This window comes from Kitasatospora sp. NPDC058063, from assembly GCF_042885395.1.
Lineage (GTDB): Bacteria > Actinomycetota > Actinomycetes > Streptomycetales > Streptomycetaceae > Kitasatospora > Kitasatospora lactacystinica.
Map to the genome: position 1 here is coordinate 128,885 of NZ_JBHVSD010000025.1, position 19,905 is coordinate 148,789.

Below are 19,905 nucleotides of genomic sequence, written 5' to 3' on the forward strand. Positions count from 1 at the left end.
GAGGCGCCCCGGGAACTGATGGCGAGGCTAGGTGGGGGTCATGAAAGGGTCAAGGGTTGACCTGGTTCACTCCAGGACGCCTACAGAACTGCCACTACTCCCGACCCGACAGTTCACTCCGCTCCTCCTCCAGCGCACTGCGCACCACCCGGAACGCCAGTCCCTCGGAGTAGCCGCGCCGCGCCAGCATCCCGACCAGCCGCCGGGTGCGCACCTGTTCGTCCAGCCCTCGGGTGGCACGCAGTCTGCGCTCCACCAGCGCCCGGGCCGCGTCCGTCTCGTCGTCGTGGTCGACCTGGGCGACGGCCTGCTCGACCAGGTCGGCGGCGACGCCCTTGGTGCGCAGCTCCTGGGTCAGCGCCCGCCGGGACAGGCCCCGGACGGCGTGCCGGGACTCCACCCAGGCCGCGGCGAAGGCCGCGTCGTCGATCAGCCCGACCTCTTCGAGCCGGGTGAGCACCTCGTCGGCGACCTCGTCCGGGATCTCCCGCTTGCGCAGGGCGTCGGCGAGCTGCTTGCGGGTCTTGGCGGCGCCGGTGAGCAGCCGCAGGCAGATGTCCCGCGCGCGGGTCTCCGGATCGACCGACTCCTCGGCCTGCTTCCGGGAGGCACGGCCGGTGCCCTCCTCCCCGGACGGCCCGGCCGCGGAACGGCCCCGACGGGCGCCGCGACGGGAGGCCGAGGCGGCCGCACCCCCGTGACCGGCCGCCTCGCCTCCGCCCCGGCCGCTCTCCACGGCCGCCGGTGCCGAAGCGGGCCCCGCCGCTTCGAGTTCCTCGGCCTCCAGGGCCGAGCGCCGCCGTCGGCGGCCGGTGGGCAGCTCGGAGGCGGAGACCAGGCCGAGCTCCTCGACCGATGCTTCCGCCGGCTCCGGCCCGGGCGCCGCGCCGCGCACCGCCCGGTCCGGAGCCAGGTCGAACTCCGGCTCGGGGCCGGATGCCCACTGCGTGGTGGAGCGGCGGTCGCGCCGGGAGGGCCGCCGCCCGGGCCTCTTCGCCGCCGGCTCCGGTTCCTCCGCGACCGCGGCGAACCAGTCCGGCGGGCCGTAGTCGTCGTCCTCCGGGCCCGCCGGGCCGCCGCCCACTGTGTCGTACTGCGTCAACGGATCAGGCCTTGGCCGCCGCCGTCTTCTTCGCCGCGGCCGTCTTGGTGGCGGTCGCGGTGATCGGCTTGGCGGCGCCGTCGGCGGCGGGAGCGGCAGCGGCGTCGGCCCCGCCCTCGGCCGGCTCCTCCACCTTCGGGCCGATGCCGAGCTTGCCCTTGATCTTCCGCTCGATCTCGTCGGCGAGCTGCGGGTTGTCCCGCAGGAAGTTGCGGGCGTTCTCCTTGCCCTGGCCGAGCTGGTCGCCCTCGTAGGTGTACCAGGCGCCCGACTTGCGGATGAAGCCGTGCTCCACGCCCATGTCGATCAGGCCGCCCTCGCGGCTGATGCCCACGCCGTAGAGGATGTCGAACTCGGCCTGCTTGAACGGCGCGGCGACCTTGTTCTTGACCACCTTGACGCGGGTGCGGTTGCCGACCGCCTCGGTGCCGTCCTTCAGGGTCTCGATCCGGCGGATGTCGAGGCGGACCGAGGCGTAGAACTTCAGCGCCCGGCCACCCGTCGTGGTCTCCGGCGAACCGAACATCACGCCGATCTTCTCGCGCAGCTGGTTGATGAAGACCGCGGTGGTGTTCGACTGGTTCAGCGCACCGGCGATCTTGCGCAGCGCCTGGCTCATCAGTCGGGCCTGCAGACCGACGTGCGAGTCGCCCATCTCGCCCTCGATCTCGGCGCGCGGCACGAGCGCCGCGACCGAGTCGATGATCACCAGGTCGATCGCGCCGGAGCGGATCAGCATGTCGGTGATCTCCAGCGCCTGCTCACCGGTGTCCGGCTGGCTGACCAGCAGGGCGTCGGTGTCCACGCCGAGCTTCTTGGCGTACTCCGGGTCGAGCGCGTGCTCCGCGTCGACGAACGCGACCGTGCCGCCGGCCTTCTGGGCGTTGGCGGCCAGGTGCAGGGTCAGGGTGGTCTTGCCGGAGGACTCGGGGCCGTAGATCTCGACCACCCGGCCGCGCGGGATGCCGCCGACCCCGAGGGCGACGTCCAGGGCGGTGGACCCGGTGGAGATCACCTCGATCGGCTCATTGGCCTTCTCGCCGAGGCGCATCACCGAGCCCTTGCCGAACTGCCGCTCGATCTGGGCGAGAGCGGTCTCCAGGGCCTTCTCGCGGTCCGTACCTGCCATGGCTTTTTCCCTCGGGTTCTGTGCTGTGCGCTTCATCGTCCTCGACGCTAGCGCGTCCCACTGACAAACGGGCTCGACCGGGCTCGGCCTGTGGAAAACTCCTCGCCGGAGAGTACAAAGAACATCTGTTCGATTCAAGCGTCGCACGTCCGGGCCGTGCCGCCCCCGGGGACACCCCCCGGGAGCGGCGCCCCGGGTCACTCCCCGCGCCTCGTCCCGTCCCCGCCGACCATCCGGCGCAGCCGCCGGGCCGCCTCCCGGCGCAGCTCCCGCCGCGCCCGCCGCTGCTCGCCCCGGTCGATCCGCGGATCGGTGGCCACCTCGTACCGCCGCACGTACGTCCCCACGAAGCCCTGGAGCGTGGCCGCCGCCGGGATCGCGATCACCGCGCCGACCGCGCCGAGCAGCGCCGCGCCCGCGATCACCGAGCCGAAGGCCACCGCCGGGTGCACGTCCACCGTCCGCGCGGTGATCCGCGGCTGCAGCAGGTAGTTCTCGACCTGCTGGTAGACCACCACGAAGACCAGCACCCAGAGCGCGTCCACCGGCTCCACCGTCAGCGCCACCAGCACCGGCAGCGTCCCGGCCAGGTACGTCCCGAGGGTCGGCACGAACTGCGACATGACGCCGACCCAGACCGCCAGCGCCGCCGCGTACGGCAGGTCCAGCAGCTCGAACATCACCCAGTGCCCGGCGGCCGACACCACCGCGAGCAGCGCCCGGGAGTACAGGTAGCCGCCGGTCTTGGCGAGCGCGATCTCCCAGGCCCGCAGTACCTCGCCCTGCTTGGCGGGCGGCAGCATCGAACAGACCGTCCGGCGCACCCGCGGGCCCTCGGCGGTGAAGTAGAAGGTGAACAGCCCGACCGTGAAGGCCTGGAAGAGCCCGCCGATCACGGTGGACGAGACGCCCCAGACATTGTCGGCGGCCTGCTGGACGTAGTTCTCGATGGTGCCGGAGTCCTTGAGCAACCGATTCTGCAACTCGCCCAGCGAGAGGTCCTGGTGGAAGGTCTGGTTGATCCAGCCGATCAGATTGTCGACCAGGTGCGGAAGGTCCCCCGCGATCTTCGCCACCTGGTCGACCAGCAGCGTGCCGAGCGCGGCGAGGAAGCCCACCACCGCGGCCCCGACCGCCACGAACACCAGGAAGGTCCCCACTCCCCGGCGCACCCCGCGCGCCGCCATCCGGTCCACGGCCGGCTCCAGCGCCAGCGACAGGAAGAACGACACCAGCAGCATCACGAACAGGTCGATCAGCTGCCGGAACGCCCAGTCGGCGAGCTGGAATACCCCCACCAGCACCAGGAACAGCACCATCGCCCGCGGCAGCCAGCGCGGCATCCCGCCGCCCCAGAGCCCCCCGCCCACTGGAGCGCCCTCGGCACTCCGGTCCGAATTCTTCTGCTCTGCGCTATTTGTCACCCGAACAGTCTGTCCCATGCCGCCCGGGGGCCGGCACTCAGCGCAGCACGCCGGAGACGCCCTGGGTCTCGCAGACCACGCGCCAGACGTCCTTGGCCTCCCAGCCCGACTCCAGCGCCTGGCGCACCGTCCGCCCGCCCAGCTCGCTCATCACATGATCGGTCGCGAACGACTCCGCGTACGACTCCCCGAAGTGCGCGTACATCCGTCGCCAGAAATCCGTCAGCCTCATGCCTCGAGTATCCCGGACCGCGCCCGCCAGTCCCCGGCCGTCAGCGCGTACTCGACCTCACCGTGCTCACTGCCCGGGATCGTCTCCGGGCAGTCCTCGCGGAACGTACGGACGTACGAGAGCCCGCTCTTCTCCATCACCCGCCGCGAGCCCGCGTTCACCGTCATGGTGTACGCCACCACCCGCTCCACCCCCAGCTCCGCGAACCCGCGCCGGACCAGCGCCCGCGCTCCCTCCGTCGCGTACCCGCGCCCCCACGCGGCCCGCCGCAGGCGGTACCCGAGCTCGACCTCCCCGCGCTCCCCCTCCCGCGTCGGCCGGAACTCGAACCACCCCAGGAACGCCCCGCCCGCCCGCTCCTCGGCCGCCCACCAGCCGAGGTCGCCGTACCGCCGGTAGTGCTCCAGGTACTGCGGCAACAACTCCCCCTCGACCCACTCCCGCGGGCTCGGCCTCCCCCCGGTGAGGAAGCGCATCACCGCGGGGTCCCCGTCCAGCTCCACGAGCCGGTCCGCGTCCGCCGCCGTGAAGCGCCGCAGCACCAGCCGCTCGGTCGTCAGGAACACCGCCGCGTCCGATTCACCCATGCCCCGATCCTCACCCCCGTCCCGCCGCCCCGTCACCTGCTTTTCCCCGCCCCACCACCCGACGGGCGCGCGGGGCGCAGCCCGCGCGCCCGCAACGGAAACCGCGCCCCCGTCACCGGGGCAGCGCCAGCAGCCCCGCACCGAAGTACTGCCGCTCCCCGCAGCCGAACACCCCCGCAGGACACCCCGGCGCCGCCGCCCCCGCCAGCACCCCCGCCAACCCGTCCGCCCCCAGCTCCGGACGCAGGGCCGCCACCACCGCCACCGCCCCGGTCACGTGCGCGGCCGCCATCGAGGTCCCCGCCAGCGCGGCGTACCGCCCGTCCGGCCAGTCGGAGACGATCGCGCCCTGCGGCCCGCCGTCCGGGTCGCCCCCCGGCGCGGCCAGCGAGACCCGTCCGCGCCCGTAGTTGGAGTAGCCCGCCGGGTGCCCGTCCCGGTTGACCGCGGTGACGGTGACCACCCCGGGCAGCTCGCCGGGCAGCCGCACGCACTCGGTGCCCAGGTGGCGGACGGGCGCCGGCCCCGAGACCCGGTCGTTGGGGCTCCGGTCGTCGGTCCGCCCGGCGCCGAGGTCCTGCCCGTCGTTGCCCGCCGAGGCGACCACCACCGCCCCCTTCCGCCGGGCGTACCCGACGGCCCGCCCGACGGCCGCGGTCAGTGCGGCCTGGTCCCGGTCCTCGGGGCAGTTGTACTTCCACGGGTCGGCGAAGTAGCTGTTGTTGATCGCCCTGGCCCCGTGGTCGGCGGCCCAGAGCATGCCGCAGACGACATTCTCGGCGTAGTACTGCCCGAGCGGTCCGAGCAGCCGGACGGCGGCGATCCGTACGCCCGGCGCGACCCCGGTGACGCCGTGGCCGTCCCGGGTGGCGCCGACGATCCCGGCGACGTGCGTGCCGTGGCCGCTCTCGACCACCCCGGGGTCCGGCCGCCAGGCGCCGGTCCGGGCGTCGGGCCGGCCGTCCGCGCAGGAGGCGGAGGCCTTGGGGTCGACGGCGGCACGCAGGTCCGGGTGGGTGTCGTCGACGCCGGAGTCCAGCACGGCGACCAGCACCTTGTGCAGCACGTCGGCGCCCGGCACCGCACCCCCGGCCTGCACCGAAGCCCCGCCCTGCACCGCGCCTGCGGCCGGCCGCGCGCCACCGGACACCGCCGAGGCATCGCCCGCCCGGACGCCGGCGCCCCCGACCATGGCGAGGTTCCAGGCGCCCGCCTCCCCCGGATCGGGCACCGTCACGGTCCCCGAGTCCGCCCGGTCACCACCGCGCGGAAGGACGTCCCCGCTCCGCCCCGTCCCGGCCGCCGGCCCCGTGCCGGTGCCCGCCGAGAAGTCGCCCGCCCCCGCCACCACCCGCGGCGGCGCGACCACCGGCGCGGTCCTGGTCGCCCCGACGGCGGCGATCCCGGGCCGGGCTCGCACCCGGTCGGCGAACGGGCCGGTCGCGTACACCAGCGCGGCCCCGATCTGCGGGTACTCCTGGACCACCTGCCCGCCCGCGGCCCGGCTCTCCGCACCGGCCCGGGCCGCGCCGGCGGCGTCCTCGCCCTCGGCCAGCACCAGGTAGCTGAGGTACGCCCGCCCCGATCCGGACACGTACGGGACGGCGCCACCCACCACGAGCGCCGTGAGCAGCATCGCGAGCAGCGCCCGGGCGGGCCCGCCGACCCGGCGGCGCCGGACGGTCCTGCCCGACGGGTGCACCTGCGCCATCGCACGGTCTCCGCTCGTCGGTCCGGTGGGTCACGGCTGGATCAAGCATCCGATTCCTCACCATATGAGCGGATTGTTGTTTCTGCTCCCCGGCTTGCACCCCTCCCCCCGCGCCTTCCGCCCGCCCTCCCCGCACCTCAAGCCCGTCCCCTCCCGGCCCCCGTCCCGGCCCACCTCCACTTGTCGGTCCCACCCGGCACCATGGGGGCATGGCGCCCCAGCACCCGACCCCGCCCGCCGACGACCCCCTGGCCGGTTTCGCCCCGGCCACCCGGGCCTGGTTCACCGGCGCCTTCTCCGCCCCCACCGCCGCCCAGTCCGAGGCCTGGCGGGCCATCCAGCGGGGGACGGACGTCCTGGTGGTCGCCCCCACCGGCTCCGGCAAGACGCTGGCCGCCTTCCTCTCCGCCCTCGACCGCCTCAGCACCACCCCGCCCCCCGCCGAGCCCAGGCGCCGCTGCCGGGTCCTCTACGTCTCGCCGCTCAAGGCGCTCGCGGTGGACGTCGAACGGAACCTGCGCGCCCCGCTGGCCGGCCTGCGCCAGGCCGCCGTGCGGCTCGGCCTGCCCGAACCGGAGGTCCAGGTCGCCATCCGCTCCGGCGACACCCCGGCCGCCGAGCGCCGACGCTTCGCGACCCACCCGCCGGACATCCTGATCACCACCCCCGAATCGCTGTTCCTGCTGCTCACCTCCGCCTCCCGGGAGGCCCTGCGCGGCGTGGACACGGTGATCCTGGACGAGGTGCACGCGGTCGCCGGCACCAAGCGCGGCGCGCACCTCGCGCTCAGCCTGGAGCGGCTGGACGAGCTGCTGGACCGCCCGGCCCGCCGGATCGGCCTGTCCGCGACGGTCCGCCCGGTCGAGGAGGTGGCCCGCTTCCTGAGCCCCCGGCGCGGCGCCGCCGTGGTCCAGCCCGCCTCCGAAAAGGACTTCGACCTCTCGGTGGTCGTCCCCGTCCCCGACCTGGACGACCTGCCCGCCGCCCCGGCCACCGGCGGCGCCGCCGGCACCGACCCGCAGCGGCAGGCGTCGATCTGGCCGCACGTCGAGGAGCGGATCGTCGACCTGGTCGAGGCGCACCGCTCGACCATCGTCTTCGCCAACTCCCGCCGGCTGGCCGAGCGGCTGTGCAACCGGCTGAACGAGATCGCCCACGAGCGCGCCACCGGCACCGCCGTCCCCGGGGCGCACGCCCCGGCCGAGCTGATGGGCGGCTCGGGCGCGGCCAAGGGCGCGCCCCCGGTGATCGCCCGGGCCCACCACGGCTCCGTCTCCAAGGAGCAGCGGTCGCTCGTCGAGGAGGAGTTGAAGGCCGGCCGGCTGCCCGCCGTGGTCGCCACCTCCAGCCTGGAGCTGGGCATCGACATGGGCGCCGTCGAACTGGTCGTCCAGGTCGAGTCCCCGCCCTCGGTCGCCTCCGGCCTGCAGCGGGTCGGCCGGGCCGGCCACCAGGTCGGCGCCGTCTCCACCGGTGTGTTCTTCCCCAAGTACCGGGGGGACCTCGTGCAGTCCGCCGTGGTCACCGAGCGGATGCGGGCCGGCCGGATCGAGTCGCTGCGCGTCCCGCGCAACCCGCTGGACGTGCTCGCCCAGCAGCTGGTCGCGATGACGGCCCTGGACGCCTGGCCGGTGGACGAGCTGCTCGCCGTGGTCCGCCGCGCCGCCCCCTTCGCCACCCTCCCGCAGTCCGCGTTCGACGGCGTGCTCGACATGCTGGCCGGCCGCTACCCCTCGGATGCATTCGCCGAGCTGCGCCCCCGCCTGGTGTGGGACCGGGTGGCCGGCACGGTGACCGGCCGGCCCGGCGCCCAGCGGCTGGCCGTCACCTCCGGCGGCACCATCCCCGACCGCGGCCTGTTCGGCGTGTTCATCGCCGGCACCACCGCGTCCGATTCGAAGACGGGGAAGAAGGACGGTGGCGGGCGACGGGTGGGCGAGCTCGACGAGGAGATGGTCTACGAGTCCCGCGTCGGCGACGTGTTCACCCTCGGCACCACCTCCTGGCGGATCGAGGAGATCACCCACGACAAGGTGCTGGTCACCCCGGCTCCCGGTGTCCCCGGCCGGCTCCCGTTCTGGAAGGGCGACACCCTCGGCCGTCCGCTCGAACTCGGCCGCGCCCTCGGCGCCTTCACCCGCGAACTGGGCGCCCTCCGGCCCGAGGCCGCCACCGCGCGCCTCCAGCAGGCCGGCCTGGACGACTGGGCGGCCGCCAACCTGCTGGACTACCTGGCCGAGCAGCGCGCCGCCTGCGGCCACCTCCCGGACGACCGCACCATCGTGGTCGAGCGCTTCCGGGACGAACTCGGCGACTGGCGGATCGTCATCCACTCCCCCTTCGGCGCCCAGGTGCACGCCCCCTGGGCGCTCGCCCTCGGCGCCCGGCTGCGCGAGAAGCACGGTCTGGACCCGCAGGTCATGCACGCCGACGACGGCATCGTGCTGCGCCTGCCCGACGCCGACCTGCTGGCCGCCGACTTCGACTTCGGCGGCCCCCCGGAGCAGGCGGTCCCGGACGAGGCACCGGTCGGCGCCGACGCCGCCCTGTTCGACCCCGGCGAGATCGAACAGCTGGTCACCGACCAGGTCGGCGGCTCCGCCCTGTTCGCCTCCCGCTTCCGGGAATGCGCCGGCCGCGCCCTGCTGCTCCCCCGTCGCAGCCCCGGCCGCCGCACCCCGCTCTGGCAGCAGCGCCAGCGCGCCGCCCAGTTGCTCGAAGTCGCCTCCGAGTACGGCTCGTTCCCGATCGTCCTGGAGGCCGTCCGGGAGTGCCTGCAGGACGTGTTCGACGTCCCCGGCCTGGTCGAGCTGATGGGCGATCTGGAGTCCCGCGCCGTCCGCCTGGTCGAGGTCACCACCCCGGAGCCCTCGCCCTTCGCCCGCTCGCTGCTGTTCGGCTACGTCGCCCAGTTCCTCTACGAGGGCGACACCCCGCTCGCCGAGCGCCGTGCCGCCGCCCTCTCGCTCGACTCCCGGCTGCTGTCCGAACTCCTCGGCCAGGCCGAACTGAGCGAACTGCTCGACCCGCAGGTGCTCACCGAGCTGGAGGCCGAGCTCCAGCGCCTCACCCCCGAACGCCGGATCAAGGACGCCGAGGGTGTCGCCGACGCCCTGCGCCTGCTCGGCCCGCTCACCGAGGCCGAGTTGACGCTCCGCGGCGCCGATCCGCTCTGGGCCCTGGAGCTGGAGGCGGCCCGCCGGGTGATCCAGGTCCGGATCGCCGGCGAGCGGCGCTGGACCGCGATCGAGGACGCCGGACGGCTGCGCGACGCGCTGGGCACGCCGCTGCCGGTGGGTGTCCCGGAGGCCTTCACCGAACCGGTCAAGGATCCGCTGGGCGATCTGATCGCCCGCCACGCCCGTACCCACGGCCCGTTCACCGCCGCGGAGGCCGCCGCCCGCTACGGCCTGGGCGGCGCCGTGGTCGCCGGCACCCTGCACCGCCTGACCGCCGCCGGCCGGCTGGTCCAGGGCCGCTTCAGGCCCTCCGAGAGCCACACCGCCCCCGAGTGGTGCGACGCCGAGGTGCTGCGCCGGCTGCGCCGCCGCTCGCTGGCGGCCCTGCGCCAGGAGGTCGAGCCGGTCCCGCCGCGCGCCCTGGCCGCCTTCCTGCCGCAGTGGCAGCACCTGTCCGGCCACCGGCTGCGCGGCCCGGACGGCCTGCTGCGGGTGGTCGAGCAGCTCCAGGGCACCGCCCTGCCCGCCTCCGCGCTGGAGAAGCTGATCCTCCCGGCCCGGCTCACCGACTACTCCCCCGGTCTGCTGGACGAACTGATGGCGGCCGGCGAGGTCGGCTGGTGCGGGGCCGGCGCGCTGCCCGGCAAGGACGGCTGGCTCAGCCTGCACCTCGCCGAGAACGCCCACCTGCTGCGCCCCGAGCCCGTTCCGCCCGCGCTCACCCCGGTGCACAGCGCCCTGATGTCCGCGCTGGCCGGCGGCTACGGCCTGTTCTTCCGCCAGCTCGTCCAGCAGCTGCCGGAGGAGACGGCCGAGGCGGAGATCGTCGAGGCGCTCTGGGACCTGGTCTGGGCCGGTCACGTCACCAACGACACCCTCGCCCCGCTGCGCGCCCTGCTCGGCTCCGGCCGGACGGCGGGCGCCACCGCCCACCGCGCGCCGAGGTCCACCCCGCGCGGCCGCTACGGCGGTGCCGGCCGCGCCTTCGGCCGGGTCGGCGGCGCCCTGCGCAGCGGCCCGCCGACGGTGGCCGGCCGGTGGTCGCTGCTGCCCGCCTTCGCCGCCGACCCGACGGTCCGGGCCACCGCCCGGGCGCAGAGCCTGCTGGACCGGCACGGCCTGCTCACCCGGGGCACGGTGGCGGCCGAACGGGTGCCCGGCGGCTTCGCCGGCGTCTACCGGGTGCTCGCCGCGATGGAGGAGCGCGGCCGGGCCCGCCGGGGCTACTTCGTCGAGGGCCTGGGCGGCGCCCAGTTCGCCATGGAGGGCGCGGCGGACCGGCTGCGCTCGGTGAACGGCCGGCTGGAGCGGGCCCGGGCCGCCGAGTGGCCGGCCGCCCCGGTGGGCGAGCCGCCGCAGACGCTGGTGCTGGCGGCCGCGGACCCGGCCAACGCGTACGGCGCCGCCCTGCCCTGGCCCGAGCCGCCCACCGCCCCCGGCGGCAAGGAGTCCACCGCCCACCGCCCGGGGCGCAAGGCGGGCGCCCTGGTGGTCCTGGTGGACGGCGAGCCGGCGCTGTACGTCGAGCGCGGCGGCAAGTCCCTGCTGGCCTGGCCGCAGGACGGAGCCACCCTGGCGCTGGCGGCCGGGGCGCTCGCGGCCGCCGTCCGGGAGGGCGCGCTCGGCAGCGTGACGGTCGAGCGGGCCAACGGCGAGCCCGCCCTCGGCTCGGATCTCGGCCGGGCCCTGGAGGAGGCCGGCTTCCACGCCACCCCACGCGGCCTGCGCCTGCGTCCCTGACCGCGCGGTTCCGGCCCCGCCGCGGGGACCGGCGGGGAACGCCGAAAGGCCGGAGGCCGCGGGGTCGGGCCCCGCGGCCTCCGGCCCCGTCGAATCACCCGGTCGGCGGTGGCTGTACCTCCACCGGCTCCACCGGTGCCACCGGCTCCGCGCGCGGACGCCGGGCCGGTCCGGTCGCGTTCCAGTCGGCGTGGACCGGGATGAGACCGAGTCCCCAGCCGCCGGCCGCGAGCAGCCCCAGCACCGCACCGTCGGTCAACTGCCCCCGGACCACCAGGAGCCACCAAACGAGCCCGGCCGCCGAGAGCGCCAGCAGCCCGCGCACCGGACGCCGTACCCGGGTGGACAGCCGCGCCCGGGCCCGTATTCGGGCCATCGGGCGCGTCTGCGCGTCTGTTCGCACGACCGCCCTCCCTTCGCTCGCCCCGGGCAGGGGCGCCCGGGAGTCGAGGCCGGGATCAGGCGGCGACCACGTCCATCGCGGCGGCCTTGGGCGACAGGGTCGCCCGGTCGGTGCCGGGGGCGGGCAGCGGAACCGGTTCGAGTACCGGCCTCAGCAGATCACCTTCGGAGAGGGTGGCCATCGCCGCAAGTTCGGCGAGCGACAGTTCGTCGCTGACCTCGCGCATGACCTCGGACATCCGGACATCGAGTGCGTCGCAGATGGCGGAGAGCAGCTCCGAGGACGCCTCCTTCTGTCCCCGCTCGACCTCGGAGAGGTATCCGAGCGAAACCCTGGCGGCCGCCGACACCTCGCGGAGTGTGCGGCCCTGGCGCTGGCGCTGCCGACGCAGTACATCGCCCAGTAGGCGACGAAGCAGGATCATCGGTGCCTCCCTCCTCGGACTGCGGATCGAGATGTCACGACCCCACCGTACCGCCTTGCCCGCTTCGCGTGCGGGGACCCTGGTCGTGTTCACTCTGGGCTGCAAGGCCGTCCCCCTCCTCGTTCCGGTGTCGTACCGGGGTTCGCGGGCCCCTCGTGGTACCCGTCGCGACCCGCCCCGCCACCGTCACGCAACTCGTTCGCCACCTGGTTTCTGCCCAACCAGGGTGTTGGATGTAACACGATCCTCCAGCTGTCCCATACCCGCGCACCGGATCGCCGGATCCCGGTTCGGTGGAGATCCCCGCCCGGCGGGGCCCCTACCGTGCGAACCGACCGACCAGCAGCTCCAGCGCCGCGGTCACCGCCCCGTGACGGATTGTGGCACGCCCCCCCGACAGCAGGGGCGAACTGACCAGAGTTCCCCCCGGGCCGGCGACCGCCAGGTGCACCGTGCCCACCGGCCGCCCGTCCTGCGGGTCCGGCCCGGCCACCCCGGTCGTCGCGAGCCCGTACGTCGCCCCCAGCAATCCGCGCACGCCCTCGGCCATCTGCCGGGCCACCACCGGATGGACCGGCCCGTACACGTCCAGCAGGCCCTCGTCCACCCCGAGTACCGAGGCCTTCAGCTCGGTCGCGTACGCGGTGACCGAGCCCCGGAAGGTCGCGGACGCCCCGGGGACGTCCACCAGCGCGGCGGCCAGCAGACCCCCGGTCAGCGATTCGGCGACCGCGAGCGTGCCGCCCTCGGCCCGCAGCGCGGCGTGCGCCCGCTCGGCCAGCTCGTAGTCCCGCTCCGCCACGTCCCGCTGCGCCACGTCCCGCTCCGCCACCCGGTCTCCCCCGTCGCTCAGCGGCCGGCCCGGGCCGCGGCCTGTCCCTCGCGGCGCAGTCGCAGCGCCTGTCCGATGTAGTCCAGCGCGGTGCCGACGGTCAGCACTACCGCCAGGCCCATCAGCACGGCCCGCCCGGTGGCCAGCCAGCCGGTCAGCGGCAGCACGTACATGCCGACCGCGGTGCCCTGGGTGAGCGTCTTGAGCTTGCCGCCGCGGCTGGCCGGGATGACGCCGTAGCGGATCACCCAGAAGCGCATCAGCGTGATGCCGAGCTCGCGGGCCAGGATCACCACGGTGACCCACCAGGGCAGGTCGCCGAGCACCGAGAGGCCGATCAGCGCCGAGCCCATGATCGCCTTGTCGGCGATCGGGTCGGCGATCTTGCCGAAGTCGGTGACCAGGCCCTTGCGCCGGGCGAGCTCGCCGTCGAACAGGTCGGTGATCATCGCGATCGCGAACGCCGCCCAGGCGACGGCGCGCCACTTGGGGTTGTGCCCGTCGTCGGCGAACAGCAGGGCCACGAAGACCGGCACCAGCAGCACCCGGACCATCGTGAGCACGTTGGCGATGTTCCAGATCCCCGGGGCGGACGCCGCCGCGGCCACCGGTCTGCCCGGGTGGGCCGCGGCCGGGGCGACGGGCCCCTTGGTCATTCCCCGACTCCCGAGACCGTGGCCCCCGCGACCTCGGCGCCCGGGGTCCTGGGCGGTCGCACCTGCTCCAGCGCCTCGGCGATCAGGTCGACGCCCTCGCTGGCGACCACCTTGGCCCGCCAGAACTGGCCGATCCCGGGCGCCTCGACGCCGGTGAGGGTGGTCAGGCCGTCGGTCTCCGGGGCCTGGTGGGCGGAGCGGCCCTCGACCACGCCGTCCTCGACCGACTCGATCAGCACCTCGACCTCGGTGCCGATCCGCTGCTCGGCCCGCTGGGCGGTCATCTCCTCGGCCAGCCGGCTCAGCCGGTCCAGGCGGTCGGCGATCACGTCCTCGGCGAGCTTGCCGTCGTAGGTCGCGGCCTCGGTGCCGTCCTCGTCGGAGTAGCCGAAGACGCCGATCGCGTCCAGCCCGGCGTGGGTGACGAAGCGCTCCAGCTCGGCGAAGTCCTCCTCGGTCTCACCGGGGAAGCCGACGATGAAGTTGGACCGGGCGCCGGCCTGCGGGGCCTTGCCGCGGATGGTCCCCAGCAGTTCCAGGAACTGGTCGGTGGAGCCGAAGCGGCGCATCCGGCGCAGCACGGCGGGTGCCGAGTGCTGGAAGGACAGGTCGAAGTAGGGCACCACGTCGGCGGTCCCGGTCATCGAGTCGATCAGGCCCGGGCGCATCTCGGCCGGCTGGAGGTAGGAGACCCGGACCCGCTCGACGCCCTCGATCGCGGCGATCTCGCCGAGCAGCGTCTCCAGCAGCCGGATGTCGCCGAGGTCCTTGCCGTACGAGGTGTTGTTCTCGCTCACCAGGACGATCTCGCGCACGCCCTGCCCGGCCAGCCACTGGGCCTCGTTCAGCACGTCGGAGGGGCGCCGGGAGATGAAGGAGCCGCGGAAGGCCGGGATGGCGCAGAAGGAGCAGCGGCGGTCGCAGCCGGAGGCGAGCTTGACCGAGGCCACCGGGTTGTCGTCCAGCCGCTTGCGCAGGGTGCGCGGGCCGGAGGCGGGGGCGAGGCCGTCGGGCAGGTCGGTGATCGGCTCGGCGGGGGCCTCGGCGCCGTGGCCGGGCAGCGCGACGGTCTCGGCGGCGGACTGCCGCTCGGCCGGGCTGACCGGCAGCAGCTTGCGGCGGTCGCGCGGCAGGTGCGGGGCGTGGTGGCCGCCGGAGAGGATCGTCTGCAGGCGGTCGGAGATGTTGGTGTAGTCGTCGAAGCCGAGCACGCCGTCGGCCTCGGGCAGCGCGTCGGCGAGCTCCTTGCCGTACCGCTCGGCCATGCAGCCGACCGCGACGACGGCCTGGGTGCGGCCGTGCCCCTTGAGGTCGTTGGCCTCCAGCAGGGCGTCCACGGAGTCCTTCTTGGCGGCCTCGACGAAGCCGCAGGTGTTGACCACGGCGACGTCCGCTTCGGCGGCGTCGTCGACGAGCAACCAGCCGTCGGCTTCCAGTCGCCCGGCGAGTTCCTCGGAGTCCACCTCGTTGCGGGCGCATCCGAGCGTGACAAGGGCGACAGTACGGCGTTCAGGCATAGGCCCAAGATTAACGCGCGGGCTCCGGTGCCGTTGGCCCCGGAGTCCGCGCGCCTCGGATCAGCTGATCATCAGCGGGCCGTTCGGCCCCTGTGGTCAGCCAGCCTGCGGGTCTCCGGGGGTGTACGTGACGTGCACCACCTGGCCGTCCTTGCCGAGGAGGCCGAGGTCCTTCCCGTTGACGTACGCGTGCACGGCCCCGCCGTTGCCGAGCACCAGCTTGATCTGCCGGGGGTCGGTGAAGGTCTGGTCCTGGCCGTTGCTGATGTTGTTCTGGAACAGCGATTTGCCGCTGCCGTCCATCGCCGAGACCCAGCTGGTGCCCTCGGCGACCAGCTTCACGGTGACCTTGTCGGCCGGGACGGCGGCGATCGCGGCGGCGCTGGGCACGGGAGCCGGCGGCTGGACGGCGGGCGTGGCGGCGGGGGCCACCGAGCCGGTCCCGGAGCCGCTGGGCAGCGGCGCGCTGGCCGAGCCGGTGCTGCCGCGCCCGCCCGTGCCGCTGACCAGGTTGAAGCCGATCAGCGCGACCACGGCGACGATCGCGGCGACCATGGCGGCCGCCCAGTTCGGCCGGCCGCGGCGGGGCACCTTGATCGGGCCGCTGTCGATCAGCTGGGTCGCCGGACGCCTGGCGGCGGGCGGGCCGCCGTGCGCGGCGTCGTACCGGGCGACCAGCGCCTCGCCGTCCAGGCCGACCACCCGGGCGATCAGGCGGATGTGCCCGCGGGCGTAGAAGTCGCCGCCGCAGCGGGCGAAGTCGTCCGCCTCGATGGCGTGGACGATCGGCACCCGGACCCGGGTGGCGGTACTCACCTGGTCCACCGTGAGCCCCGCGTCGATCCGGGCGGTGGACAGCACCCGGCCGATGCTCGGGGCATCGGCCGCCTGCACCACGTCGTCGGCCGGTTCGAGGGACGGCATGGTGTTCTCGCGGTCGGAGGACTTGCCGATGGTCACGGGGCACGCCTTTCGAGCGGATGGCCACCTGCTGGGGAACAGTCTAGGGGCGTGGGCGGATCGTTTCTCAAGCGGAACGGGCCGAATGCGCACTCCCGGTCCGACCGAGGTCCGGAACCGCGCCGACGGGCCGTCAGCGCGGCCGCGCGGGGAATCCGGGGTCCGCTTTCCGCGGTGTGACGCGGTGTACGCACGTTCGGTTCCCCACGCGGCGCCTACCCTCCTCCGAACGAGTGACACCTCGCCCAGGACACGGGCCGGGCCCCGACGGGGCCCGGCCGTCAGCCCCGAAGGGTGATCAGCACCCCGTCCAGCTCGTCCGGCTTCACCAGCACGTCGCGGGCCTTGGAGCCCTCGCTCGGACCGACGATCCCGCGCGACTCCATCAGGTCCATCAGCCGGCCCGCCTTCGCGAAGCCGACCCGGAGCTTGCGCTGGAGCATCGAGGTCGAGCCGAACTGGGTGGAGACCACCAGCTCGGCCGCCTGGATCAGCAGGTCCAGGTCGTCGCCGATCTCCTCGTCGATCTCCTTCTTCGGCCCGCCCCCGACCGTCACGTCGTCCCGGTAGACGGCGGTCAGCTGGTCCTTGCAGTGCTGCACCACCCTGGCGATCTCCGCCTCGGTGACGAACGCGCCCTGCATCCGGATCGGCTTGCTGGCGCCCATCGGCAGGAAGAGCGCGTCGCCCTTGCCGATCAGCTTCTCGGCGCCGGGCTGGTCCAGGATGACCCGGGAGTCGGCCATCGCGGAGGTCGCGAAGGCCAGCCGGGACGGCACGTTGGCCTTGATCAGGCCGGTGACCACGTCCACCGAGGGCCGCTGGGTGGCGAGCACCAGGTGGATGCCGGCCGCGCGGGCCAGCTGGGTGATCCGGACCACCGAGTCCTCGACGTCGCGCGGCGCGACCATCATCAGGTCGGCCAGCTCGTCGACGATCACCAGCAGGTACGGGTACGGCGTCAGCTCGCGCTCGCTGCCGAGCGGCGGGGTGACCCTGCCGGCCCGCACCGCCGCGTTGAAGTCGTCCACGTGCCGGAAGCCGAACGCCGCGAGGTCGTCGTAGCGCATGTCCATCTCGCGCACCACCCACTGGAGGGCCTCGGCGGCCTTCTTGGGGTTGGTGATGATCGGCGTGATCAGGTGCGGGATGCCCTCGTACGCGGTCAGCTCGACCCGCTTGGGGTCGACCAGCACCATCCGCACCTCGTCCGGGGTGGCCCGGGCGAGGATCGAGGTGATCAGGCAGTTGATGCAGGAGGACTTGCCCGCGCCGGTCGCGCCGGCCACCAGGATGTGCGGCATCTTGGCGAGGTTGGCCATCACGGTGTGGCCCTCGACGTCCTTGCCCATGCCGACGACCATCGGGTGGGTGTCCTCGGCGGCCGTGCGCGAGCGCAGCAGGTCGCCGAGGTTGACCATCTCGCGGTCCCGGTTGGGGATCTCGATCCCGACCGCGGACTTTCCGGGGATCGGGCTGATGATCCGCACGTCCGGGCTGGCCACCGCGTACGCGATGTTCTTGGCGAGCGCGGTGATCCGCTCCACCTTGACGGCCGGGCCGAGCTCGACCTCGTAGCGGGTGACCGTCGGCCCCCGGGTGAAGCCGGTGACCCTGGCGTCCACCTTGAACTCGGCGAAGGTGCCGGTGAGCTGGGCGACCACCTCGTCGTTGAGGGCGCTGCGGGCCTTGGCCGGGCCGCCGCGCTCCAGCAGGTCGAGCGGGGGCAGGGCGTAGGTGACGCCCTCGCCGAACTGCAGCTGCTCCATCCGCACCGGCGCCGCGCCGTGCTCCTCGGGCGCGCCCGGGCCGCCGCTGCGGGCGGCGGGGACGGCGGCCTCCTCCGGCGGGGCGGTGCGGTCCTGCACCTGGTGCATCATGTCCGCCACAGCGGAGGAGGCGGGCACGCCGTAGACCAGGGCGCCGTCCAGGTCCGCGGCCGCGCCGGCGGCGAGGTCGCGGGTGGCGTAGGGGTCCAGCGGCTCCTTGTCCAGGGAGATCCGCTCGGCGTCCTCCGGCTCCTCGGCGGGCTTGCGCCGGCGGCGGCGCCGGCGGGCGGCCACCTCGTCCGAGGGGTCGTCACTGTCGGTGTCCACGGTGAACGGCAGCGCGTCGGGGTCGGCGTCCTCCGGCGGGTCGGTGGACAGCTCGCGCTCCGGCGCGCGCCCCCACCGCCCGTCCTCCGGCCCGGGCTCGACCACGCCCAGCCGTATGCCGATCCCCCGCACCCGCTCGCCGATCCGGTTGATCGGGGTGGCGGTGACCACCAGCAGGCCGAAGAAGGCCAGCAGCAGGAGCAGCGGCACGGCGAGCGCCGGCCCGGCGGCGGCCATCATCGGGGTGGACGCGGCCCAGCCGATGATTCCGCCGGCCGCCCTTATCCGGGAGGCGCCGCTGCCCATCATGGGCGCGCCGCAGCCGATGTGGACCAGGCCGAGGACGCCGACCAGCAGCGCGCTCAGCCCGATCATGATCCGCCCGTTGGCCTCCGGCAGCTCCGGGTGGCGCCAGAGCCTGATCGCCATCGCGGCCAGCAGGAACGGCACCAGCACGTCGAGCCGGCCGAACAGCCCGGACACCACCGCGGTGGCCCCCTCTCCCAGCCAGCCCTGCGGGCTGAACCACGTGCCGGCCGCGGTCACCAGCGCGAGCGCGAACAGCAGCAGGCCCACGCCGTCCTTGCGGTGGTCCGGATGCAGGTTCTTGGCGCCGTCGCCGAAGCCCCGGAAGATCGCCGCGATCGGGCTGGCCAGGGCGTTGAGCGCGCCCATCAGCACCGATCTGGACGGCTTCGGCGCGGGTGCGGCCGGCTTGGCCACCGCCTTCTTCGCGGGAGCCGCCTTCCCGGCCGCCGCCTTCTTCGCGGGCGGCTTGCCCGGGGCCTTCGCCGCGGCCTTCCCGGACGCTCCCGGACTCGACTTACGTGCTGCGTTCCCGGGCGTGCGAGTGGCCATGGGTCAGCAGCCTACCGGGGCCGACGACCACTGCACATGTGCCCGAGCCCGGGCGCCGGGACGTGTCGCAGACACACCGTCACCCTGACCGGGATTCACCCGGTCGCCGCACCGGACCACCCGGACGGGTGAACCCCGGCAGGGGATCAGGAACTGCCCGGGCGCATCGCGTCCAGGGCCCGGCGCAGCCCGGCGAGCTTGCGCTCCAGGTGCGCCGCGGTGGCGGCCACCCCGGCGTCCTCGCCGCCGTCCAGCTGCTTGCCGAGCGCCTCCGCCTGCTCCTCGACCGCCGCCAGCCGCGCGGACAGCTCACCCAGCAGCGCCCCGCCGAGGGCCCGCTCGTCGCCGCCCTCCTCCAGTTGCAGGCGCAGCAGCGCGGCCTGCTCCTTCAGCTGGCAGTTCTTCGCGTACAGGTCGACGAAGACGGAGACCTTGGCGCGCAGCACCCAGGGGTCGAAGGGCTTGGAGATGTAGTCCACCGCGCCGGCCGCGTAGCCGCGGAAGGTGTGGTGCGGGCCGTGGTTGATCGCGGTCAGGAAGATGATCGGGATGTCCCGGGTGCGCTCGCGGCGCTTGATGTGGGCGGCGGTCTCGAAGCCGTCCATCCCCGGCATCTGGACGTCCAGCAGGATCACCGCGAAGTCGTCGGTGAGCAGCGCCTTCAGCGCCTCCTCACCCGAGGCCGCACGGACCAGTGTCTGGTCCAGGGCCGAGAGGATCGCCTCCAGCGCCAGCAGGTTCTCCGGTCGGTCGTCGACCAGGAGGATCTTGGCCTTCTGCATCAGGGCTCGCCCTCCTGTCGCCTGCCTGCCGCCCGGTGCAGGCACCCGCGTACTGCCCACCGCTACCCCGGTCATGCTAGCCGCACCCCCTCGCCCGGCACATCGCCCCGTCGTGACCCGATCCGGGGCGGCGCGCAGCCAGTGCTCCGGCGCACGCTCAGCAGCGTGTCGCCATCCGGTCACTGTTCGCAACGATCGGTGACCCTACCCGGTTCCCGGGCCCGACCGCCAGCAAACCGGCCGACCGGCCGACGTGAACCCCGGGGCCCGATC

General features: G+C 74.4%; 15 protein-coding genes. 1 reads left to right on the forward strand and 14 read right to left on the reverse strand.

Annotated elements, in window-relative coordinates:
- Positions 1 to 94: 94 nt before the first annotated feature.
- The 6 genes from recX to ACFVUY_RS34020 all read right to left on the reverse strand — a co-directional run bounded on the left by recX (position 95) and on the right by ACFVUY_RS34020 (position 6,185).
- Entirely contained in the window at positions 95 to 1,102 is a 1,008-nt protein-coding gene (gene recX / locus ACFVUY_RS33995; RefSeq protein ID WP_387736160.1) for a recombination regulator RecX, read from the reverse strand.
- Positions 1,103 to 1,106: 4 nt separating this feature from the next.
- Positions 1,107 to 2,231: a recombinase RecA gene (gene recA, locus ACFVUY_RS34000; RefSeq protein WP_387694063.1), complete on the reverse strand. Its 1,125-nt coding sequence runs from the start codon at positions 2,229 to 2,231 to the stop codon at positions 1,107 to 1,109.
- Between the two features lie 197 nt (positions 2,232 to 2,428).
- Positions 2,429 to 3,574 carry an AI-2E family transporter gene (locus tag ACFVUY_RS34005; protein ID WP_387694112.1) on the reverse strand — a complete coding sequence of 382 codons (1,146 nt, stop codon included), beginning with the start codon at positions 3,572 to 3,574 and terminating at the stop codon, positions 2,429 to 2,431.
- 118 nt (positions 3,575 to 3,692) lie between these two features.
- Positions 3,693 to 3,887, reverse strand: coding sequence for a DUF3046 domain-containing protein (locus ACFVUY_RS34010; protein ID WP_387736162.1), 195 nt, complete (start codon positions 3,885 to 3,887; stop codon positions 3,693 to 3,695).
- Positions 3,884 to 4,474, reverse strand: coding sequence for a GNAT family N-acetyltransferase (locus tag ACFVUY_RS34015; RefSeq protein ID WP_387694062.1), 591 nt, complete (start codon positions 4,472 to 4,474; stop codon positions 3,884 to 3,886). The genes ACFVUY_RS34010 and ACFVUY_RS34015 overlap by 4 nt, the downstream gene beginning before the upstream one ends.
- 112 nt (positions 4,475 to 4,586) lie before the next feature.
- A complete protein-coding gene (locus ACFVUY_RS34020) occupies positions 4,587 to 6,185 on the reverse strand; it encodes a S8 family serine peptidase (RefSeq protein WP_387736164.1) in 1,599 nt (532 codons plus the stop codon).
- A gap of 209 nt (positions 6,186 to 6,394) precedes the next feature.
- Between ACFVUY_RS34020 and ACFVUY_RS34025 the strand changes: the two genes are divergently transcribed.
- Positions 6,395 to 11,104, forward strand: a complete 4,710-nt coding sequence (locus ACFVUY_RS34025; RefSeq protein ID WP_387736166.1) for an ATP-dependent helicase — start codon at positions 6,395 to 6,397, stop codon at positions 11,102 to 11,104.
- Positions 11,105 to 11,198: 94 nt separating this feature from the next.
- Here ACFVUY_RS34025 and ACFVUY_RS34030 read toward each other — a convergent pair whose 3' ends face one another.
- From ACFVUY_RS34030 to ACFVUY_RS34065, 8 genes are all read right to left on the reverse strand, one after another.
- Positions 11,199 to 11,507, reverse strand: a complete 309-nt coding sequence (locus ACFVUY_RS34030; protein WP_387736168.1) for a hypothetical protein — start codon at positions 11,505 to 11,507, stop codon at positions 11,199 to 11,201.
- A gap of 55 nt (positions 11,508 to 11,562) precedes the next feature.
- Entirely contained in the window at positions 11,563 to 11,931 is a 369-nt protein-coding gene (locus tag ACFVUY_RS34035) for a helix-turn-helix domain-containing protein (RefSeq protein WP_387694057.1), read from the reverse strand.
- A gap of 319 nt (positions 11,932 to 12,250) precedes the next feature.
- Entirely contained in the window at positions 12,251 to 12,763 is a 513-nt protein-coding gene (locus tag ACFVUY_RS34040) for a CinA family protein (RefSeq protein ID WP_387736170.1), read from the reverse strand.
- A gap of 17 nt (positions 12,764 to 12,780) precedes the next feature.
- Complete coding sequence (gene pgsA / locus ACFVUY_RS34045; RefSeq protein WP_387694056.1) at positions 12,781 to 13,419, reverse strand: CDP-diacylglycerol--glycerol-3-phosphate 3-phosphatidyltransferase; 639 nt, start codon at positions 13,417 to 13,419, stop codon at positions 12,781 to 12,783.
- The gene (rimO, locus tag ACFVUY_RS34050; protein WP_387694054.1) at positions 13,416 to 14,936 is read right to left on the reverse strand and encodes a 30S ribosomal protein S12 methylthiotransferase RimO; all 1,521 of its coding nucleotides are present in this window, start codon (positions 14,934 to 14,936) and stop codon (positions 13,416 to 13,418) included. Before rimO ends, pgsA begins: the two co-directional genes overlap by 4 nt.
- A gap of 96 nt (positions 14,937 to 15,032) precedes the next feature.
- On the reverse strand, positions 15,033 to 15,896 hold the full coding sequence (locus tag ACFVUY_RS34055) for a helix-turn-helix domain-containing protein (protein ID WP_387694053.1): 864 nt from the start codon (positions 15,894 to 15,896) through the stop codon (positions 15,033 to 15,035).
- A gap of 281 nt (positions 15,897 to 16,177) precedes the next feature.
- Positions 16,178 to 18,850, reverse strand: coding sequence for a DNA translocase FtsK (locus ACFVUY_RS34060; protein WP_387736172.1), 2,673 nt, complete (start codon positions 18,848 to 18,850; stop codon positions 16,178 to 16,180).
- Positions 18,851 to 18,996: 146 nt separating this feature from the next.
- Complete coding sequence (locus ACFVUY_RS34065; RefSeq protein ID WP_359913916.1) at positions 18,997 to 19,635, reverse strand: response regulator; 639 nt, start codon at positions 19,633 to 19,635, stop codon at positions 18,997 to 18,999.
- Positions 19,636 to 19,905: the final 270 nt, after the last annotated feature.